The 16947-nt window shown below is 68.7% G+C and carries 12 protein-coding genes; 11 read left to right on the forward strand and 1 reads right to left on the reverse strand.

From position 1 onward, the window contains the following. The first annotated feature begins 15 nt into the window (after positions 1-15). The 4 genes from sdhC to LY13_RS19840 all read left to right on the forward strand — a co-directional run bounded on the left by sdhC (position 16) and on the right by LY13_RS19840 (position 4383). A complete protein-coding gene (sdhC, locus tag LY13_RS19825) occupies positions 16-834 on the forward strand; it encodes a succinate dehydrogenase subunit SdhC (protein ID WP_372493862.1) in 819 nt (272 codons plus the stop codon). Between the two features lie 22 nt (positions 835-856). Next, the gene (locus tag LY13_RS19830) at positions 857-2770 is read left to right on the forward strand and encodes a fumarate reductase/succinate dehydrogenase flavoprotein subunit (RefSeq protein WP_253830109.1); all 1914 of its coding nucleotides are present in this window, start codon (positions 857-859) and stop codon (positions 2768-2770) included. A gap of 1 nt (position 2771) precedes the next feature. After that, a complete protein-coding gene (locus LY13_RS19835; protein WP_253830110.1) occupies positions 2772-3527 on the forward strand; it encodes a succinate dehydrogenase/fumarate reductase iron-sulfur subunit in 756 nt (251 codons plus the stop codon). Between the two features lie 100 nt (positions 3528-3627). Further along, a complete protein-coding gene (locus LY13_RS19840; RefSeq protein ID WP_253830111.1) occupies positions 3628-4383 on the forward strand; it encodes an IclR family transcriptional regulator domain-containing protein in 756 nt (251 codons plus the stop codon). Positions 4384-4408: 25 nt separating this feature from the next. Here LY13_RS19840 and LY13_RS19845 read toward each other — a convergent pair whose 3' ends face one another. After that, positions 4409-5260, reverse strand: coding sequence for a glycine/sarcosine N-methyltransferase (locus tag LY13_RS19845; RefSeq protein WP_253830112.1), 852 nt, complete (start codon positions 5258-5260; stop codon positions 4409-4411). A gap of 577 nt (positions 5261-5837) precedes the next feature. On the opposite strand from LY13_RS19845, the gene scpC reads away from it, so the two are divergent. From scpC to cas2, 7 genes are all read left to right on the forward strand, one after another. Beyond that, positions 5838-7349, forward strand: coding sequence for a succinyl-CoA:acetate CoA-transferase ScpC (gene scpC / locus LY13_RS19850; protein WP_253830113.1), 1512 nt, complete (start codon positions 5838-5840; stop codon positions 7347-7349). An 874-nt stretch (positions 7350-8223) separates the two neighbouring features. Then, on the forward strand, positions 8224-9447 hold the full coding sequence (cas7g, locus tag LY13_RS19855; protein ID WP_253830114.1) for a type I-G CRISPR-associated RAMP protein Csb1/Cas7g: 1224 nt from the start codon (positions 8224-8226) through the stop codon (positions 9445-9447). Then, positions 9447-11006: a type I-G CRISPR-associated protein Csb2 gene (csb2, locus tag LY13_RS19860; RefSeq protein ID WP_253830115.1), complete on the forward strand. Its 1560-nt coding sequence runs from the start codon at positions 9447-9449 to the stop codon at positions 11004-11006. Before cas7g ends, csb2 begins: the two co-directional genes overlap by 1 nt. After that, positions 11003-13840, forward strand: a complete 2838-nt coding sequence (gene cas3g / locus LY13_RS19865; RefSeq protein ID WP_253830116.1) for a type I-G CRISPR-associated helicase/endonuclease Cas3g — start codon at positions 11003-11005, stop codon at positions 13838-13840. The genes csb2 and cas3g overlap by 4 nt, the downstream gene beginning before the upstream one ends. Then, positions 13837-14820, forward strand: a complete 984-nt coding sequence (locus LY13_RS19870; protein WP_253830117.1) for a hypothetical protein — start codon at positions 13837-13839, stop codon at positions 14818-14820. Before cas3g ends, LY13_RS19870 begins: the two co-directional genes overlap by 4 nt. After that, a complete protein-coding gene (cas1, locus tag LY13_RS19875) occupies positions 14817-16412 on the forward strand; it encodes a CRISPR-associated endonuclease Cas1 (protein ID WP_301299394.1) in 1596 nt (531 codons plus the stop codon). The genes LY13_RS19870 and cas1 overlap by 4 nt, the downstream gene beginning before the upstream one ends. Further along, entirely contained in the window at positions 16409-16702 is a 294-nt protein-coding gene (cas2, locus tag LY13_RS19880) for a CRISPR-associated endonuclease Cas2 (RefSeq protein WP_253830118.1), read from the forward strand. Before cas1 ends, cas2 begins: the two co-directional genes overlap by 4 nt. Positions 16703-16947 lie beyond the last annotated feature (245 nt).

Genomic DNA, 16947 nt, shown 5'->3' on the forward strand with positions numbered 1-16947 from the left:
GTCGGTGGCTTCGACGTGGCAAGCCCCGCCGGCACTTCTCCCGCCGACAGCCCGACCCCCGCCCGCGCGAGTATCGCGCCGCGAACCCTCCGCACCGATCGCTGGTGGCTGCAGCCGCTGCTGACCACCCTCGGACTGGCGACGTTCGTCGTCTACGCGACGGTGCGTTCGTTCATGCGCACCGACTACTGGGCGGCCGAACACCACTACCTGACGCCGTTCTACTCGCCCTGCCTCAGCGATTCCTGTGTCGCGGGGTCGAGCCACTTCGGCACGCCGATCGGCGAACTACCGGGATTCATTCCGCTGGCGTTCCTGTCGCTGCCGTTCCTGCTCGGGTTCCGGCTGACCTGCTACTACTACCGCAAGGCCTACTACCGTTCGATCTGGATGGCGCCGCCCGCCTGCGCCGTCGGCGAGCCGCACGAGCGCTACACCGGCGAGACCCGCCTGCCGCTGATCCTGCAGAACGTGCACCGGTACTTCTTCTACGTCGCGCTGGTGATCACGCTCATCAACACCTACGACGCGATCCTGGCCTTCGGTGGCGAGAACGGCTTCGGTATCGGACTCGGCAACGTGGTCCTGTTGCTCAACGTCGTGTTGCTGTGGTGCTACACGCTGTCCTGCCACTCGTGCAGGCACGTCACCGGCGGGCGGCTCAAGCACTTCTCGCGCAACCCGGTGCGGTACCGGATCTGGACACAGGTCAGCAAGCTCAACACCCGGCACATGGAGTTCGCGTGGCTGACGCTGGGCACGCTCGTGCTCACCGACCTGTACGTGTGGCTCGTGTCCAGCGGGGCGATCGCGGATCTGCGCTTCATCAACTGAACAATTCGAAGGTGGCGAATACATGACCGAGGTCGAACGGCACAACTACGACGTGGTGGTGATCGGTGCCGGCGGCGCCGGTCTGCGTGCCGTGATCGAGGCGCGGCAGCGCGGCCTGAGCGTCGCGGTGGTGTGCAAGTCGCTGTTCGGCAAGGCGCACACCGTGATGGCCGAGGGTGGATGTGCCGCCTCGATGGGGAACGCGAACTCCCACGACAACTGGCAGGTGCACTTCCGCGACACCATGCGCGGCGGCAAGTTCCTGAACAACTGGCGGATGGCCGAACTTCACGCCAAGGAGGCGCCCGACCGGGTGTGGGAGCTGGAGACCTACGGCGCCCTGTTCGACCGCACGGCCGACGGCAGGATCAGCCAGCGCAACTTCGGCGGGCACACCTATCCGCGGCTCGCGCACGTCGGCGACCGCACCGGGCTCGAGCTGATCCGCACCATGCAGCAGAAGATCGTGTCGCTGCAGCAGGAGGATCACCGGCGTTACGGCGACTACGAGGCCAAACTCAAGGTCTTCGCCGAGTGCACCGTGACCGAACTGGTCAAAGAGGACGGACGCGTCGCGGGCGCGTTCGGGTACTGGCGTGAGAGCGGTCGGTTCGTGCTGTTCGAGACGCCGGCCGTGGTGCTCGCGACGGGCGGAATCGGCAAGTCGTTCAAGGTGACCTCCAACTCGTGGGAGTACACCGGTGACGGCCACGCGCTCGCGCTGCGCGCCGGTGCGGGTCTGATCAACATGGAGTTCGTCCAGTTCCATCCCACGGGCATGGTGTGGCCGCCGAGCGTGAAGGGGATCCTCGTCACCGAGGGCGTCCGGGGCGACGGTGGTGTCCTGAAGAACGCCGAGGGGGAGCGGTTCATGTTCCGCTACATCCCGGACGTCTTCAAAGGACAGTACGCCGACAGCGAGGAGGAGGCCGACCGCTGGTACACCGACCAGGAGGGCAACCGGCGCACCCCCGACCTGTTGCCTCGGGACGAGGTGGCCAGGGCCATCAACACCGAGGTCAAGGAAGGGCGAGGATCGCCGCACGGCGGCATGTTCCTCGACATCGCGAGCAGGCTGCCGACCGAGGAGATCCGCAAACGCTTGCCGTCGATGTACCACCAGTTCCGGGAACTGGCGGACGTCGACATCACGGCGGAACCCATGGAGGTCGGCCCGACGTGCCACTACGTGATGGGCGGCATCGAGGTCGACCCGGACACGGCGGCCTCGACGGTGCCCGGGCTCTTCGCCGCGGGCGAGTGTTCCGGTGGCATGCACGGCTCGAACCGGCTCGGCGGCAACTCGCTGTCGGACCTGCTCGTGTTCGGCCGGCGCGCCGGCCTGGGTGCCGCGGAGTACGTGGAGTCCCTCGACGCGCGGCCGTCGGTGTCGGAGGCCGACGTCACGGCGGGCGCGACACACGCGCTCGCCCCGTTCGACGGCCCGGACGACGGGGGCGGCGAGGAGAACCCGTACACGCTGCACACCGAGCTGCAGCAGACGATGAACGAGCTGGTCGGCATCATCCGCAAGGCCGACGAGATCGAGAAGGCCATCGACAGGCTCGCCGAGATCCGCGGCCGCATCCGGCGGGTGACGGTCGAGGGGAACCGGCAGTACAACCCCGGCTGGCACCTGGCCGTCGACCTGCGCAACATGCTGCTGGTCAGTGAGTGTGTCGCGCGCGCGGCGCTGCGCCGCACCGAGAGTCGGGGTGGGCACACTCGCGACGACTTCCCGCAGCTGGACGCGCAGTGGCGCAACCGGTTGCTCGTGTGCGCGGCGGCCGATGATCAACCGGTGCCCGCGGTCGACGTCGAGGTGAAGGAGCAGCCGCCGATGCGCCGCGACCTGCTGGAGCTGTTCGAACTGTCCGAATTGGAGAAGTACTACACCGAGGACGAACTCGCCGGCCACCCGGAAAGGACCGCGTGAGATGGCATATCCCGCGAAGCTGCGCGTGTGGCGCGGAGACGCGACGTCCGGCGAACTGCAGGACTTCGAGGTCGAGGCCAACGAGGGCGAGGTGGTGCTCGACCTGATCCACCGGTTGCAGGCCACGCAGACCCCGGACCTGGCGGTGCGCTGGAACTGCAAGGCGGGCAAGTGCGGTTCCTGTTCGGCCGAGGTCAACGGCAGGCCGAGGCTGTTGTGCATGACCAGGATGTCGATCTTCGACGAGGACGAGATCATCACCGTCACCCCGATGCGGACGTTCCCCGTGATCCGCGACCTCGTGCCGGACGTGTCCTACAACTACGAGAAGGCACGCGAGATCCCGTCGTTCACGCCGCCCGAGGGGCTCGAACCCGGCGAGTACCGGATGCAGCAGGTCGACGTGGAACGCTCGCAGGAGTTCCGCAAGTGCATCGAGTGCTTCCTGTGCCAGGACACCTGCCACGTGATCCGTGACCACGAGGAGAACAAGGAGGCCTTCGCCGGTCCGCGATACCTGATGCGGGTGGCGGAACTGGAGATGCATCCGCTCGACGTCGCCGACCGGGTCGACGCGGTCCAGGACGCGCAGGGACTGGGCTACTGCAACATCACGAAGTGCTGCACCGAGGTGTGCCCCGAGAGCATCCACATCACCGACAACGCGCTCATCCCCATGAAGGAACGCGTCGCCGACCGCCGCTACGACCCGATCGTCTGGCTGGGCAACAAGATCTTCAAACGCAACGGGGCGTGAGTCCGCGCGTCGTGGCGAGCATCTCCACCCTCGAGCAGACACGCCGCTCCGGCCGATGGACTAGGGTCACCGGCTGCGGGAACCGAAGCGGGGGTGTTGCGTGCGATCGGTGGAGCGGACTCTGGCCGTGCTGCGGGCGTTCTCGGCCGAGCAGCCCGAGCTGACGCTGACCGAGGTCGCGCGGGCCAGTGGCCTGGACCGCGCCGGGGCACGGCGCATCCTGTTGGCGCTGGTGGAGTTGGGCTACGTCCGTCACGAACAGCGCCGGTTCGCGCTGACGCCGCAGGTGCTGGAGTTCGGCCACGCCTACCTGTCGAACCGGTCGTTGCCGCAGATCGCCGAGCCGCACCTCCGGCGCCTGGCCGCCGAGGTGCGCGAGATGACCGCGCTCGCCGTGCTCGAGGACACCGAGATCCGCTACGTCGCGCAAGTCCCCAGTCCGAAGTTGCTGGGCGTGGAGATCCCGGTGGGCACCCGGTTGCCCGCGCACGCCACGTCGATGGGCAAGGTGCTGTTGGCCGCGGTGGCGCCCGAGCGCTTGGAGGCGGGGTTGCGCGCGGCCGAGTTGCCCGCCCTCACCCCGCACACCGTCAGCAGCCGTGGGGAGCTGTTGGCCGAGCTGGCCACGATCCGTAAGCAGGGCTACGTGGTTGCCGACGACGAGCTCGAGGAAGGGCTGCGCGGGGTTGCGGTGCCCGTGCACGACGCCGACGGCAGGGTGTGCGCGGCGGCGAACGTGTCGCTCGACGTGCATTCCTCCACCGAAGAGGGGGTGCGGCGGGAGATCGTCCCGCTGTTGGCGCGGACCGCGGCCCGTATCGAGGCGGACCTGCAGCTGAAGCCGCGGCGCCGGTGATCCCACCGGCGCCGCGGCCGAGCCGTCAGTCGGCGAGTTCGGCGAGGTAGCTCTTCTCGGCGACGTGGATGTAGAAGTCCGGTGCGTGGTCCCCGGCCTTCTCCTGGAAGTCGCCGTAGGTGTCGATCTTCTGGAACCCGACGTCGCGCAGCAGCCCGCGCACGTAGTCCCGCCGCAGCGGGTACATGTTCAGGAAGTACTCGCCGCCGTCGTCGAACGTGTACTTGTAGCGGGCCAGGCCCTCGTCGACGTGGTCGGGCACGGCGTCGACCTCGTCGCCGCAGTAGTAGTAGCTGCTCTTCCCGGTGGACGTGCCGTCGAGCAGAGCGTCGTAGTTGCGCTGGTCGAGGATCAGCACGCCGTCGTGTTTGAGCACGGAGTAGAACTCGGCGAGTGCTTTACGCCGGTCGTGTTCGGAGAACAGGTGAGTGAACGAGTTGCCCAAGCAGATCACCGCGTCGAATTCGCCGTGCACGTCGCCCTTGAGTGTCCGCCAATCGGCGTGGACCAGTTGCAGCAGGTGCCCGCCGTTGGCCAGGCCGTTGCGGAACGCCTTGGCCAACATCTGAGGACTGCCGTCGGCGCTGACCGTGTCGAATCCCGCTTCGGCCAGCTGTACCGAGTGGAAGCCGGTGCCCGTCGCCGCATCGAGCACCCGCTGGGCACCGCGTGCCTTGAGCTGGTCGACGAAGAAGCGCCCCTCACCCTCGGCGCGACGCGGCCAGTCGATCAGGTCGTCCCACTTGTCGACGATGCCGCCCACGTACTCCTGGGCGTAGTGATCGCTCTCCCGGACGGCGATGGGGTTGTCACCGAATTCCTGCTCGCGGGCCCGGAAGAACTCGCTCGTGCTGTCGACCTGAATGTCTTTGGACATTGTCCCTTTCCTCGAATCGTTGGAAGACGACTGCGCGCGTCGGCACAGGTGCCGATTCGGAATTCCGACGTCGGCGCCGACACTAATGACGATCGAGATCGGGACAAGGCGTCGACGCGCTTCGCAGCGCTCGTCCGGTGCTGCCGAGGACGCGCCGCCCGGACGTGGGAAAGCAGGCGTGACCAGCGATTCCGTGACGCCTGCCTGCGGCTCGGGAATGTGTCCGAAATCCGATGTCGCACGTGTTCTCCTAGCGACCCCGGGGTGTCGCCCAGCGAACATCGGACGGCCGAGGACAGGCACCCACGGGCGGGACCGTCGTTCGCTGGGCGACCGTGAAGTTCGCCCAGCGAACTCCGGACTCGGGGATCGGTTCGCCTCGATGTGCCGGACCGGACCCCGGTGACCAGCGCGTTTCGTGCGGCCGGCAGGCGGATGACACGCCGCGGTGGGTCAGGTCACAGCGAGAAGTGGATGTGGTTGCGCTTACGCTCGGCGGCCGATCGGGCCACCGGCGAGCGGGGTGGCCGGTTCGACCTCACTCCTGTTCGACCTCACTGTGGCGGAAGGACGGCTTATGACCGGGCGCATTCGGAATCGCGAGCTGGCGGCCAAGGTGATGGACGCCGATGCTGCGGCGGCCCTGATCGGCAGTGGCGACAACGTCGGAATGAGCGGTTTCACGGGCGCGGGGTATCCCAAGGAGGTGCCGGGGGCGCTGGCCAAGCGGGTCGCGATGGCGGAGGCGCGCGGCGAGCCGATGAAGGTGGGGCTGTGGACCGGGGCGTCGACCGCACCCGAACTCGACGGGGCTCTTGCCGAGGTCGAGGGCGTCGAGATGCGCCTGCCCTACCAGTCCGACCCCGTCACGCGCGCCAAGATCAACGACGGCCGGATGGACTACACCGACATCCACCTTTCGCACGTCGCGCAACAGGTGTGGCAGGGCGTGTTTGGCGAGCTCGACGTCGCGGTGGTCGAGGTCAGCGGTGTCACCGAGGACGGCAGGTTGATCCCCTCGTCGTCGATCGGCAACAACAAGACCTGGCTGGAGCAGGCCGACCGCGTGATCCTGGAGGTGAACTCGTGGCAGAGCGAGCACCTCGAGGGCATGCACGACGTCTACTACGGCACCGCACTGCCGCCGAACCGTGTCCCGGTGCCGATCACGCGCACGGAGGATCGCATCGGAGTGCCCTATTTGGAATGCCCGGCGGAGAAGGTGATCGCGGTGGTGCCCACCGAGGCACCGGACCGCAACTCGGCGTTCGCTCCGGTCGACGAGACGGCGGAGCGGATCGCCGCGCACGTCCTGGACTTCTTCGACGTCGAGGTTCGTGCGGGCCGGCTTCCCAACGAGTTGCTGCCGTTGCAGTCCGGTGTGGGCAACGTGGCCAATGCGGTGCTCGCCGGGTTGCGTGACGCGCCGTTCGACGGCATGACGGCCTACACCGAGGTGATCCAGGACGGCATGCTCGACCTTCTCGAGTCGGGAAAACTCCGGATGGCGTCGGCGACCGCGTTCTCGTTGAGTTCTGCGACGGTCGACCGTTTCAACCGGGACGCCGCGCAGTTCCGCGATCGGATCCTGCTGCGCCCGCAGGAGATCAGCAACCACCCGGAGGTCGTGCGCAGACTGGGATGCCTCGCGATGAACGGCATCGTCGAGGCCGACCTCTACGGCAACATCAATTCCACGCACCTGATGGGCAGTCGCATTCAGAACGGCATCGGCGGCTCGGGCGACTTCGCGCGCAACGCGCACGTGTCGATCTTCGTGACGCCGTCGGTGGCGAAGGGTGGGGCGATCTCGGCGATCGTGCCGATGGTCTCGCACGTCGACCACACCGAGCACGACGTGGATGTGATCGTCACCGAGCAGGGGCTGGCCGATCTGCGCGGACTCTCGCCGCGGCGCCGGGCCGAGCAGGTCATCGAGCGGTGCGCGCACCCGGATTTCCGGCCCATGCTGCGGGACTACGTCGACCGGGCGATGCAGTCCGCCTTCGGGAAGCACACGCCGCACCTGCTCGGCGAGGCGTTGTCCTGGCACCAGCGATTCGTGGACACCGGAACGATGCGCCGGTGACCGCCCGGCAAACGACCGGCCCTGTCGGCGGCAGTGTCGCGCTGCATCGTGGCGTGGCCGAAGGGCTGCGCCGGTAGGCGCAGCAACCGGTCCGTCGGGCGGGCCGCCGCCGCGTGCTGCGTCGTCGGGCCTCAATGAAGGGCTGCGCCGGTAGGCGCAGCAACCGTCGAGGTAGGGCGCCCGCCTCAATGAAGGGCTGCGCCCGGAGGCGCAGCAACAGGGTAGCGATCACGCACCTGGTGCGCTGCGGTGGTAACGGAGATCGCGGCCCCTCGCTCGCAGTGACTGGTGAAACAGGTCGACGGCGCACGAGAAACGTGGCGGCGAGCGGTTGGCCTGCTGAAAGGTTTGCGAGGGGTCGTCGGGGTCGCTGAGTCGTAGCCGTCGCGTTGGGCGACCAGGCTGCGTGTATGATTGGTCTAGTACCGTCTAGTCGAAAGGCATCTAGGTACTCATGGGGAGCCCGGATTCTTCATTAGGGGCGTCTCGTCGAGAGGCATCGAAGCTGTAGGCATATTCGTCCGGGTTCCCCACACTCAATCCGAGGTCGGGCCGATGGTGAACTGGCTGGGGGTCGCGATGGCTGCGGCCGTTGTTGTCAATGTCCTACGGGACCTGGCCTGGCTCGCCTTAATGTGGTGGGCGTTCAGAACGGCCTCGGTGCGGGACTTCGAAGTCTTTTCCGAAGCGGTACCACCGCCACCGTCGTGGGCGCGGGGGCTTTCTCGGTGGAACGTGAGCGTTGGCTCTGCTGAAGGCGACCGTTCGCAGAGTCGGTGGAAGCGAATTCGGTCCGATCCGTAACGGACGGGAAGCTCGCAACGAACCCCGGGGTGCCTGCGGCTATCCATCCCCGAATCACAGGAGACGATCAGTGGAGACGTTGAAGCTCGACGACCTGTTGTCAGCGGTCGAGGTGGGCGGTGCGAACTGCCTGCGATCGGTGACCGAACTCGAGCCGGCCGCCGGCCCGCATGCCTCTGTGGCGCCCGCGAAGTTCGCATCAGCGCGGTCGGACATGGGGACCTATGCCTACGAGACGCGGTACGACGAGGACGGCAACCCGTCCGACGTCGTGATCATCGATTCCAAGCAGTCACAGCTGAACCGGGTCGAGCATGCGCTGGCCGAAGCGATCCGGGACGGGCATCCCGTGCTGTCGCGCCTGCCCCGCCTGGTGGTCGAGTACGAACGCAACGGCGAGACCGTCGAACTGTCCGATCTGGAACTGCCGCACCGTGCCTTCGACGGGCACGTGCGCGCAGGCTCGGTGGATGGCAGCCCTGCCCCGACCTACGAGCAGTACCGGGCGATCAGGGACGCCAGCCCGGCCAACGCCCGGGCGTTGTTCGACACGAGCCCGGCGAGCCTGGTCTTCGGATCGTGGGACTCCACGCGCGCCGCACGCCAAGGCCGTTGGCGCAGTCTCCTCGCAGGCGAGATCATCGGGTACTGCCGCAAGCCGGCCAATTCGAACGAGCCGGAACGCAAGGGCGGCGCGCGGGTCGACCCCATGGGGATGCGGATCGAGCTGAGCGGCCCGGAACTCAAAGCCCTGGCCGAGCGGCAGCGCGTCGAACTGAGCGGCAAGACTTTCGAGACGTTGACGAAAGCCGCAGCCGCGGCCAAGGGCGACAAGCGAGCCAAGACGTCGAACGCCGGCCTCGGCGGGATTCCGCCGTCGTTGGAGGCACTGGCCGGCGTCGCCTGCCGCCGCATCGTGCGATCGCACGTGCTCAGCTTCGCGGCGCTGCGCCAAATCCGGTTCGGAGCGGGACCCGAAGGGGACGCTGCCTGTCGCGCGTTGCTGGTCAGCCTGGCTCTGAGTGGGCTGGCCCGCTCGGACGCGGAACTGGTGCTGCGTGCGAACTGCGACCTCGTCGAGACCTCCCCGACCCGCATGGAAATGCTCGGACGAGGTGGCACGACAACGGAATTCGCCGCCCCCGGCATCGAGGCCGCCGACGCGCTGCTGGCCAGCGCCCTCGACCACGCGGAAAGCGTGGCCGGGGTGTCGTGGAACGGGGTCGTGCTGCGGGTGGCGGGCGATCCGGCGATCGCCGCCGGTGCCGCAGACGACGACGCCGAAGGCAACTGATGGCGTTCTCGATACAGGCCGAATTCCCCTTCGGCACCTATCGAGCACGCCGGCCGGACGCGACCCCGGACCGGGTGCCGTCCGTGGCGCGGCTGCACTCGGCCCTGCTGGCGGCTGCCGGGTTCGGACCACGTGCCGTCGAAAGTGACGGCGAACTGGGTCCCTGCGACAACGACGAGGCCGCGCTGCGCTGGCTGGAGAACAACCCTCCGACCGACGTGCGCATCCCGGAGATCCGGGTGAGCACCAACGATGCGGTGGAGTACCGGGACGACGGGACGATCGGCAAGACCGGCAAGACGAAACGGATCCGGAAACTGCCGAAACAACGCACCGCGGTCGCGGTCAACGGCAGTTTCGTATGGACCTGGCGTGAGTCACCGCCGGAGCCGGTCGCCGAGGCGCTGCGTGCCCTGTGCGCCGACGTTCCCTACCTCGGCACCACCGAATCCCCGGTGGTGCTGACGGCAGGCGAACCCGGCAGCGATGTGGAACCGACACACGAACTCGACACACAGGCCGACACGTTCACGAGGGAACCGGGTGCGACGGTCGACATCCCGGCACCCGGACGGGTCGACGAACTGGCCGCCGCGCACCGAGCCGAACGTTCCGGCAAAGTCGGCACCAGCAAAGCCGGTACGGACGAACGTGCACTGAGTTCGGTGCCGCCGCGGCGCGCAGTGCGCCCTGCCCGCTACCGCGCCCGAGAACGCCACGCCGACACGGCCCCGTGGACCGATGTGCTCCTGGTGCCGCTCCGCGGCGAGATCGCGGAGTCGTCCCGCGTCCGGGTCGCGGTGGCCGCGCACCGGGCACTGATCAAGCTCCTCGCCGCGACCGACGGCAGCGCCCCGCCGGTGCTGACCGGTTCCTATCCGCAGGGCGTCCGCCGCACTGCGAACCGGGTGGCGATCCACGTGATCGACCGGGACCTTCCCGCGCAACTGCCCGGCCACGGCGGTCCGGCCCTCGCGGTCCTGGTGCCGCGGGAGGCCGAGCCCGCCGACGCCGCGGCGGTGTACCGCGCCGTGTCGATGGTGCGCGAGCTACGGGTCGGAGGACGCATCGGCAAGGTGGAGGTCGCCGGTGGCGTCGAGGTCGTGGCCGGTGATCGGTTCTGGTACGAACCGGCCCCCGGCACCGTGCGCCTGTGGCGTACCAGCCCGCCGGCCGTGCCGGACACCCGTGGCCGGGACGGCTGGACGTTCACACACGCCGCCCTGCTGTCGCTCGGGTTCGTCTGGCAGGGCACACCGCTGATCACACAACCCCGCGGCCGAGGGGGGCAACGGGACAACGGATTCGTCGAAGCGGTCACCGGTGCAGGCGCCGCGGTCGTGGCGGCCCACCCCTTGCGTGGCGCTCGTCCGGAGAACTACGTCCACCGCGTCAATCCGCACGCCGTGGTCCGGCCGTACCGGGCATGGCTGTCACTCGGGGACCTCGGCGGGTCGCAGACCGTGCAGGCGATCGGCCAGTCGCGGCACCTCGGTGGCGGCCTGCTGATACCCGACGACCGTCCCGAGGGTGAATGGGTGGAGGAGCAGTGGGCGTGAACTCCGAGAACTGCGTGACACGCGACGACTTCGGCGCGTTCTTCGCCGAACTGCACCACGGACACCAGCCGTTCCCGTGGCAATGGCGCCTCCTCGACGAAGTGCTCACCACCCGGCGATGGCCGGAAGCCCTCGTCGCACCCACCGGGTCGGGCAAGACGTCCGCCATCGACGTCCATGTCTTCGCGCTCGCCGTCGCCGCCGCGGAAGGCGGCGCGTTGCCGCCACGCCGGTTGGCGATGGTCGTGAACCGGCGGGTGCTGGTGGACGACCAGTACGAGCACGCACGCGCGCTCGCCGACCGGCTCGCGGAACCCGGCGACTCGTCGGTACTGCGTGCGGTAGCCGAACAGCTCTGGCAGGTGCAGGGACGTGCCGACGAGCACGCCGACTCACCCGGACAAGCCGCGTCACCGCTGCTGGTGGCGCGGCTCCGTGGAGGGGTCCCGCCGTCCCGCCGGTGGGCGGACCATCCGACGGCGGCGGCGGTCCTGTGCGCAACCCCGGACATGTTCGGCAGCCGGCTGTTGTTCCGCGGCTACGGTTCGTCCGCGCGCTCGTGGCCGCGCGAAGCCGGACTGCTGGCCGTCGACACGGCCGCACTGATCGACGAAGCCCACCTGTCGCGGCAACTGCTGCGCACGGCGCGGCGGGTCGGTGAACTCGTCACACTCGCCGAACGCCAGTGGCACGGTCCCTCACCGCTGCACGTGGTCGAAACGACCGCAACGCCGGACGGAGCCGCGGGCACGTGGCTCGGGGTCGACGACGCGGACCTGGCCGAAGAGGGGACGCTGCGTGCCCGGTTGACCCGGCCGAAGCCGGTGGAGCTGGTGCCGGTCAAGCAGTGGGCGGCACCGAACCCGTCGGCGAAGGTCGTCGGCGAACTCGCGCAGCGCACGGTGGAGTTGGCCGACCGTGGCCTCGGCGGCACGGTCGGCTGTTTCGTCAACACGGTCGCGCGTGCCGTCGACGTGGCACAGCGGCTCCGGGATATGCGCGACCGGGACCTGACGGTCGTCCTGATCTGCGGCCAGGTTCGCCCGGTCGACCTGCAACGGCTCGAGAACACGTACCCGGGGGTGCTGGGACCCGGCGGCAATTCCGGCGTCGACGTCATCGTGTCGACCCAGTCGCTGGAGGTCGGTGTCGATCTCGACCTCGCGGGTATCGTGACCGATCTCGCGGCCGGTTCGGCCCTGGCTCAGCGCGCGGGCCGGGTCAACCGGCGGGGAGAACGCGACGAGGGTCCGGTCGTCGTGGTCGTGCCCGACGAGGGGCTGCGGAGCGACACCCGCTCCGGCCCCTACGCCGGAGACGACCTCATCGCCGCTCACGAATGGATCGAACGACGCGCGGCCGCCCCGGAAGGGCTGGCGCCCTGGGCACTGCGGGACGACCCGCCACCCGGCCCGCGCCCGCGGCGGCGTCTCCTGCAACGCCCCGAGCCGGGGGACGCCTGGCACTGGGCCCGTACGAGCGAGAACCTGGCGTCCGACCCCGAACTCGAACTCTGGCTGGCCGAGGACTTCGACCCCGATTTCAACGTCGGGGTGGTCGTGCGGAAGCTTCCCGCCGACCCGACGGAGGCCGTCGAGTTGCTGTCGCTGCTCCCTCCCCGACGGCACGAAACCTTCAGCGTGCCGCTGGGCACGGCGCGAGAAGCCGTTGCCGCAGCCGGAAACGACGGGGCGTACGCGATCGTGGTGCGCGGCGAACAGGTTGCGCCTCTGGCGTGGGATCGGACCGAGGCCGGTACCGACCGGCCGCGGATCCGCCCGGGCGACGTCGTCGTGGTCGACGAACCCACTCCGATGTTCACCGCCCCCGGCCGGGACGGACAGGAGGAGACACCTCAGGTCGTCACGGACTCGGGTGGCCATCCGGCCAGGGACGTGCTCGAGGATGTCGCCGAGTTGTCGTCGGAGCTTCGGCCGGGCGAGGTGGTGTACCGGTGCGAGCTTCCACGAAACGAACCGGGCGGTGACGAGGTCGATGAGGCGGCCGCGGAACTGGCAGGCCGCCTCGACGTTGCTGCGGACGAGCCGGAACGGGACGTCGACGAAGCGGGCGTCGTGCTGGACTGGCTCGACACACACGCCAGGGGGCGCATGGCCGAAGCGGCCCGCGACCTCGTCCGCGACGGGAGCCGGGTCGAAGTGGTCGTGCAGCGCGACGAGGACCGGATTCCGCGCCGGGTCGTCGTCATCGACCGACGCCGCGCGGCGGCGGACGAATACGTCCGGCAGGAGTGGACCCCGAACACCGACCCCGTTCCTCTGGACGAGCACCAGAAGGCCGTGGGTCAGCGGGCCACGGAGCTCGCGCGGCTGCTGGGATTGCCGCAGGACACGTGTGACGTGCTCAGGGAAGCCGCGGAGCATCACGACGACGGGAAGGCGGACCCGCGTTTCCAGCGCCGACTCGGCGGAGACGCGACGACGTTGCTGGCCAAGAGCGCCGGTACGCCCGCGCGCGCGGCGTTGCGGCGGAAACAGGAGTCCTCCGACCTGCCGATGGGCTGGCGTCACGAGCAGCGTTCGGTGGTCGACGCGTGGCCACAGTTGTCGCCGGGCCACAACCGTGAACTCGTCGCGCGCTTGGTCGGGACGACACACGGGCACGGCCGCGCCGAGTTCCCCCATGTCGCCGGGGAGTTGATGAGCCGGGATGACAGCGACGCCGCACGCGCACTCGCGACGGCGTTGTTCGACGAGGGAGATTGGCCGCAGTTGATCGAGCGGACCGAGCGTCGCTACGGCGTGTGGATATGCGCCTACCTGGAGGCTGTGCTCCGTGCGACGGACGGCCAGATCTCGGCGGAGGGACGATGACGCGTTTCGTGATGGCCGGCGCCGATCAGGAGGTGCTGCTGCACCACATGGCGTTCTACGGTCTCGGGGACATCCTCGACGAGGCCGGCCTCGACGTGGCTCTGGGGTGGGAGGACGGCAGACCGGTCCTGTCCGGGGACGGCGTCGAACCGGACGTCATCGAGGACGCGCTGCGGGCCCACCTGGAAGGCCGGCGTGCATGGGTGACGCAGGCGAACGGCGACGGGCGCGGCACGATGAGTCCCCGGCTCACCGCGTTCACGGACGACGAGCAATGGCGGCGCCACCAGGCCGCGCGCGAGGACGTTCTGGACCGGCTCGCGGCACAGCACCTGTGGGGCGACCTGCGGTATCTGACGGCGCTGGGGGAGCCGTCGTACTGGAGTGTGAACCGGCGCAACGACCTGTTGCAGGACGACGGTGCGAGCCGGTTCGAGATGCAGCCCCGCAACCGTGGATCCGAGTTCGTCGGGAACAGGCTGCGGCCGCTCACCGACAAGCTGCTCGGCCGCAAGCCCGGCCGGATCGTGTCCGGGTTGGACGGCAGTGCTGTGTCGGACGAACTCGGCGGCAAGCCGGACAGTGTGTCGGCGACGGGCATGGCCACCCCGGGCCCGGTGGACAACGCGCTCGTGTGGTGTGCGCTGTGGGGGATCGGATGGTTCCCCCTGGCGCACCGGGTGCCCGGCACCGCGGTCACCAGTGGACATCTGGGCCGGAGTCGCCGCGAATGGTTCTACGTGCCCGTGTGGCGGGGCCGTTGGCGGCCTGCGCGGGTACGTTCGATCCTGGCCTCGGCGCAGCTGCGGGACGCCGCGGCCACAGGATTGGACGACTACGATCCGCTCGACGGGAGAGTGGCGTCGACGTGGCTGCGCGCTCGGGGTGTGATCGGCGTTCTGCGCTTTCCGATCGGACGGTTCGGCAGTGACAACGCGCCGGAACGCAGGGCGTTGAGAGCGGAGGCGATTCCGTTATGACCGCCGGTGACGCCCCGATCCCGATCAGCTTGGTCGCACACCATGTGTTCTGCCCGCGCCGCGCCTGGCTCGAGGCGATGGGGGAGACGACCGACACCCGGCAGATGGCGCACGGCATTGCCGCCCATCGCGCCAGCGATGATCCGCAACGATCGCGTCCCGATTCGCTGCGATCCGTGGACGTCGCCAGTGAGACGTTGGGCGTGAGCGGCCGCTGCGACGCCGTCGAGCTCGACCACAGTGGACACGCGACCGTGGTCGAGTACAAGGCGACGCCCGTTCGTAAACGTGCGACCGTGACCGAGCCGGTGGCCGTCCAGCTGGCGTTGCAGGCCACGGCGTTGAAAGAGGCCGGCTTCGCGGTACGTGGAGCTGCTGTGTACTTCGTCGATCATCAGACGAGGGTCGACGTGAACGTGACCGAGGACGACGTCGTCACGGCACGGGGACATGTCGAGGACCTGCGTGCGATGCTTTCCTCAGGAACGGCGCCTGAACCTCTGGTCGACGATCCTCGCTGCCGGACCTGCTCGCATGCGGGGGTGTGTCTTCCCGACGAGCGGAAGCTGTCACCGGTCGCGCGACGGGTGCTCGTCGCAGATCCCGATGCGCAGGTACTGCACGTCGCCACGCCCGGTGCTCGCGTGTCGTTGCGTTCGGGGCGAGTCCGCGTGCTGAAGGGGGATGAGGACCTGGGGACGCTGCCGATCGAGCGGCTGTTCGCGCTGGTCTTGCACGGGAACATTGACGTTTCCAGCGGACTGCTGCGGGAGCTGTTGTGGCGGCGGGTTCCGGTCGTGTGGTGCTCGGGCACGGGGCGTGTCATCGGCTGGGCGTCATCGGCCAGCACGCCCAACGGTGGGCCGCGGGTTCGGCAGCACGTTGCCTCCGACCGTGGCCACTTGGAGCTTGCGCGTGCCTTCATCACGGCGAAGATCGCGAATCAGGCCACCCTGCTCCGGCGGCACGGTGACGTCCCGCATGTGGTGGGGGAGTTACGGGCGTTGCAACGGCGTGTCGCACGGGCCCGGGACCTGGACGACGTCTTCGGCGTGGAAGGTGACGCTGCGGCCAAGTATTTCGCCGAGTTCGCAACGATGCTGAGCCCGGGCGTTCGCGAACCGCTGGGTTTCGCCGGGCGCACGCGGCGCCCGGCGACCGACCCGCTGAACGCCGCGCTCAACTTCTGTTACGGGTTGCTGACGGCCGATCTCATCCGGGCGGTGGTCGCGTGCGGCATGGACCCGCACGCGGGGTTTCTGCATTCGAGCAACCGGAACAAGCCGGCGTTGGCGCTCGACCTGTGTGAGGAGTTCCGGACGCCGGTCGCCGAATCGGCTGTGATCGGTGCGTTCAACAATGGAGAACTGGACGCGGCTTCCTTCTCGACCGTCACGGGGTCCGCGCGCCTGCGCGACGGCGCCAGGTCGACATTGATCGCGGCGTACGAACGGCGTGTGGCTACCGAGTTCCGCCATCCGATCTTCGGCTACCGTGTCACGTGGCGGCGGGCGATGGAGATTCAAGCACGGCTCGTGCTCGGCGTGCTCGACGGAACGCAGGAGCGCTATCAAGGAGTCATCATCCGGTGAGCGACAAGGTGCACCGGTACCTGCTCGCCTACGATGTCGAGTCCGACGCCCGCCGAAACCGGGTGGCCAAGACGTTGGAATCGTACGGGGACCGGCTGCAGTACAGCGTCTTCATCGTCGATGCCAAGCCGGCCAAGCTGATCCGGTTGAAAGCAGCCGTCACCGACAAGCTCGACCTGGCGGTCGATGCGCTCCTCATCTGCGACCTCGGCCCACTGTCCCGCGGTGACGGGATCGAGTTCATCGGTGTGACCCGGTCGTTCACCGGGCACGGGCCGCTGGTCATCTGAGCCCAACCCCGTGAGCGCGAACTCTTTAGCGCCGCGGAAAATCCCGGGGACCCTTCGCATGTCGTTTCCGCAGGTCACGAGTCTGCGATGGGTGTAATGGTCCGGTGGTAGACTTGCTGTGTCGGGTGTCGCGGACGAGGGTTCGCGAACTTCGCTATCGTTGCAGGCCAGCGGGTCCGAAAACGGCACCCTGTTGCTGCGCCTACGGGCGCAGCCCTTCATTGAGGCCCGACCGGTTGAAGTCC

It is taken from the genome of Prauserella aidingensis, from assembly GCF_024171865.1.
Classification (GTDB): domain Bacteria; phylum Actinomycetota; class Actinomycetes; order Mycobacteriales; family Pseudonocardiaceae; genus Prauserella; species Prauserella aidingensis.

Bases quoted from the DNA above. Each gene is read 5' to 3' on its own strand.
- LY13_RS19845 (WP_253830112.1), bottom strand. From the start codon at position 5,260: ATGTCCAAAGACATTCAGGTCGACAGCACGAGCGAGTTCTTCCGGGCC.
- LY13_RS19830 (WP_253830109.1), top strand. From the start codon at position 857: ATGACCGAGGTCGAACGGCACAACTACGACGTGGTGGTGATCGGTGCC.
- csb2 (WP_253830115.1), top strand. From the start codon at position 9,447: ATGGCGTTCTCGATACAGGCCGAATTCCCCTTCGGCACCTATCGAGCA.
- scpC (WP_253830113.1), top strand. From the start codon at position 5,838: ATGACCGGGCGCATTCGGAATCGCGAGCTGGCGGCCAAGGTGATGGAC.
- LY13_RS19835 (WP_253830110.1), top strand. From the start codon at position 2,772: ATGGCATATCCCGCGAAGCTGCGCGTGTGGCGCGGAGACGCGACGTCC.
- cas1 (WP_301299394.1), top strand. From the start codon at position 14,817: ATGACCGCCGGTGACGCCCCGATCCCGATCAGCTTGGTCGCACACCAT.
- LY13_RS19870 (WP_253830117.1), top strand. From the start codon at position 13,837: ATGACGCGTTTCGTGATGGCCGGCGCCGATCAGGAGGTGCTGCTGCAC.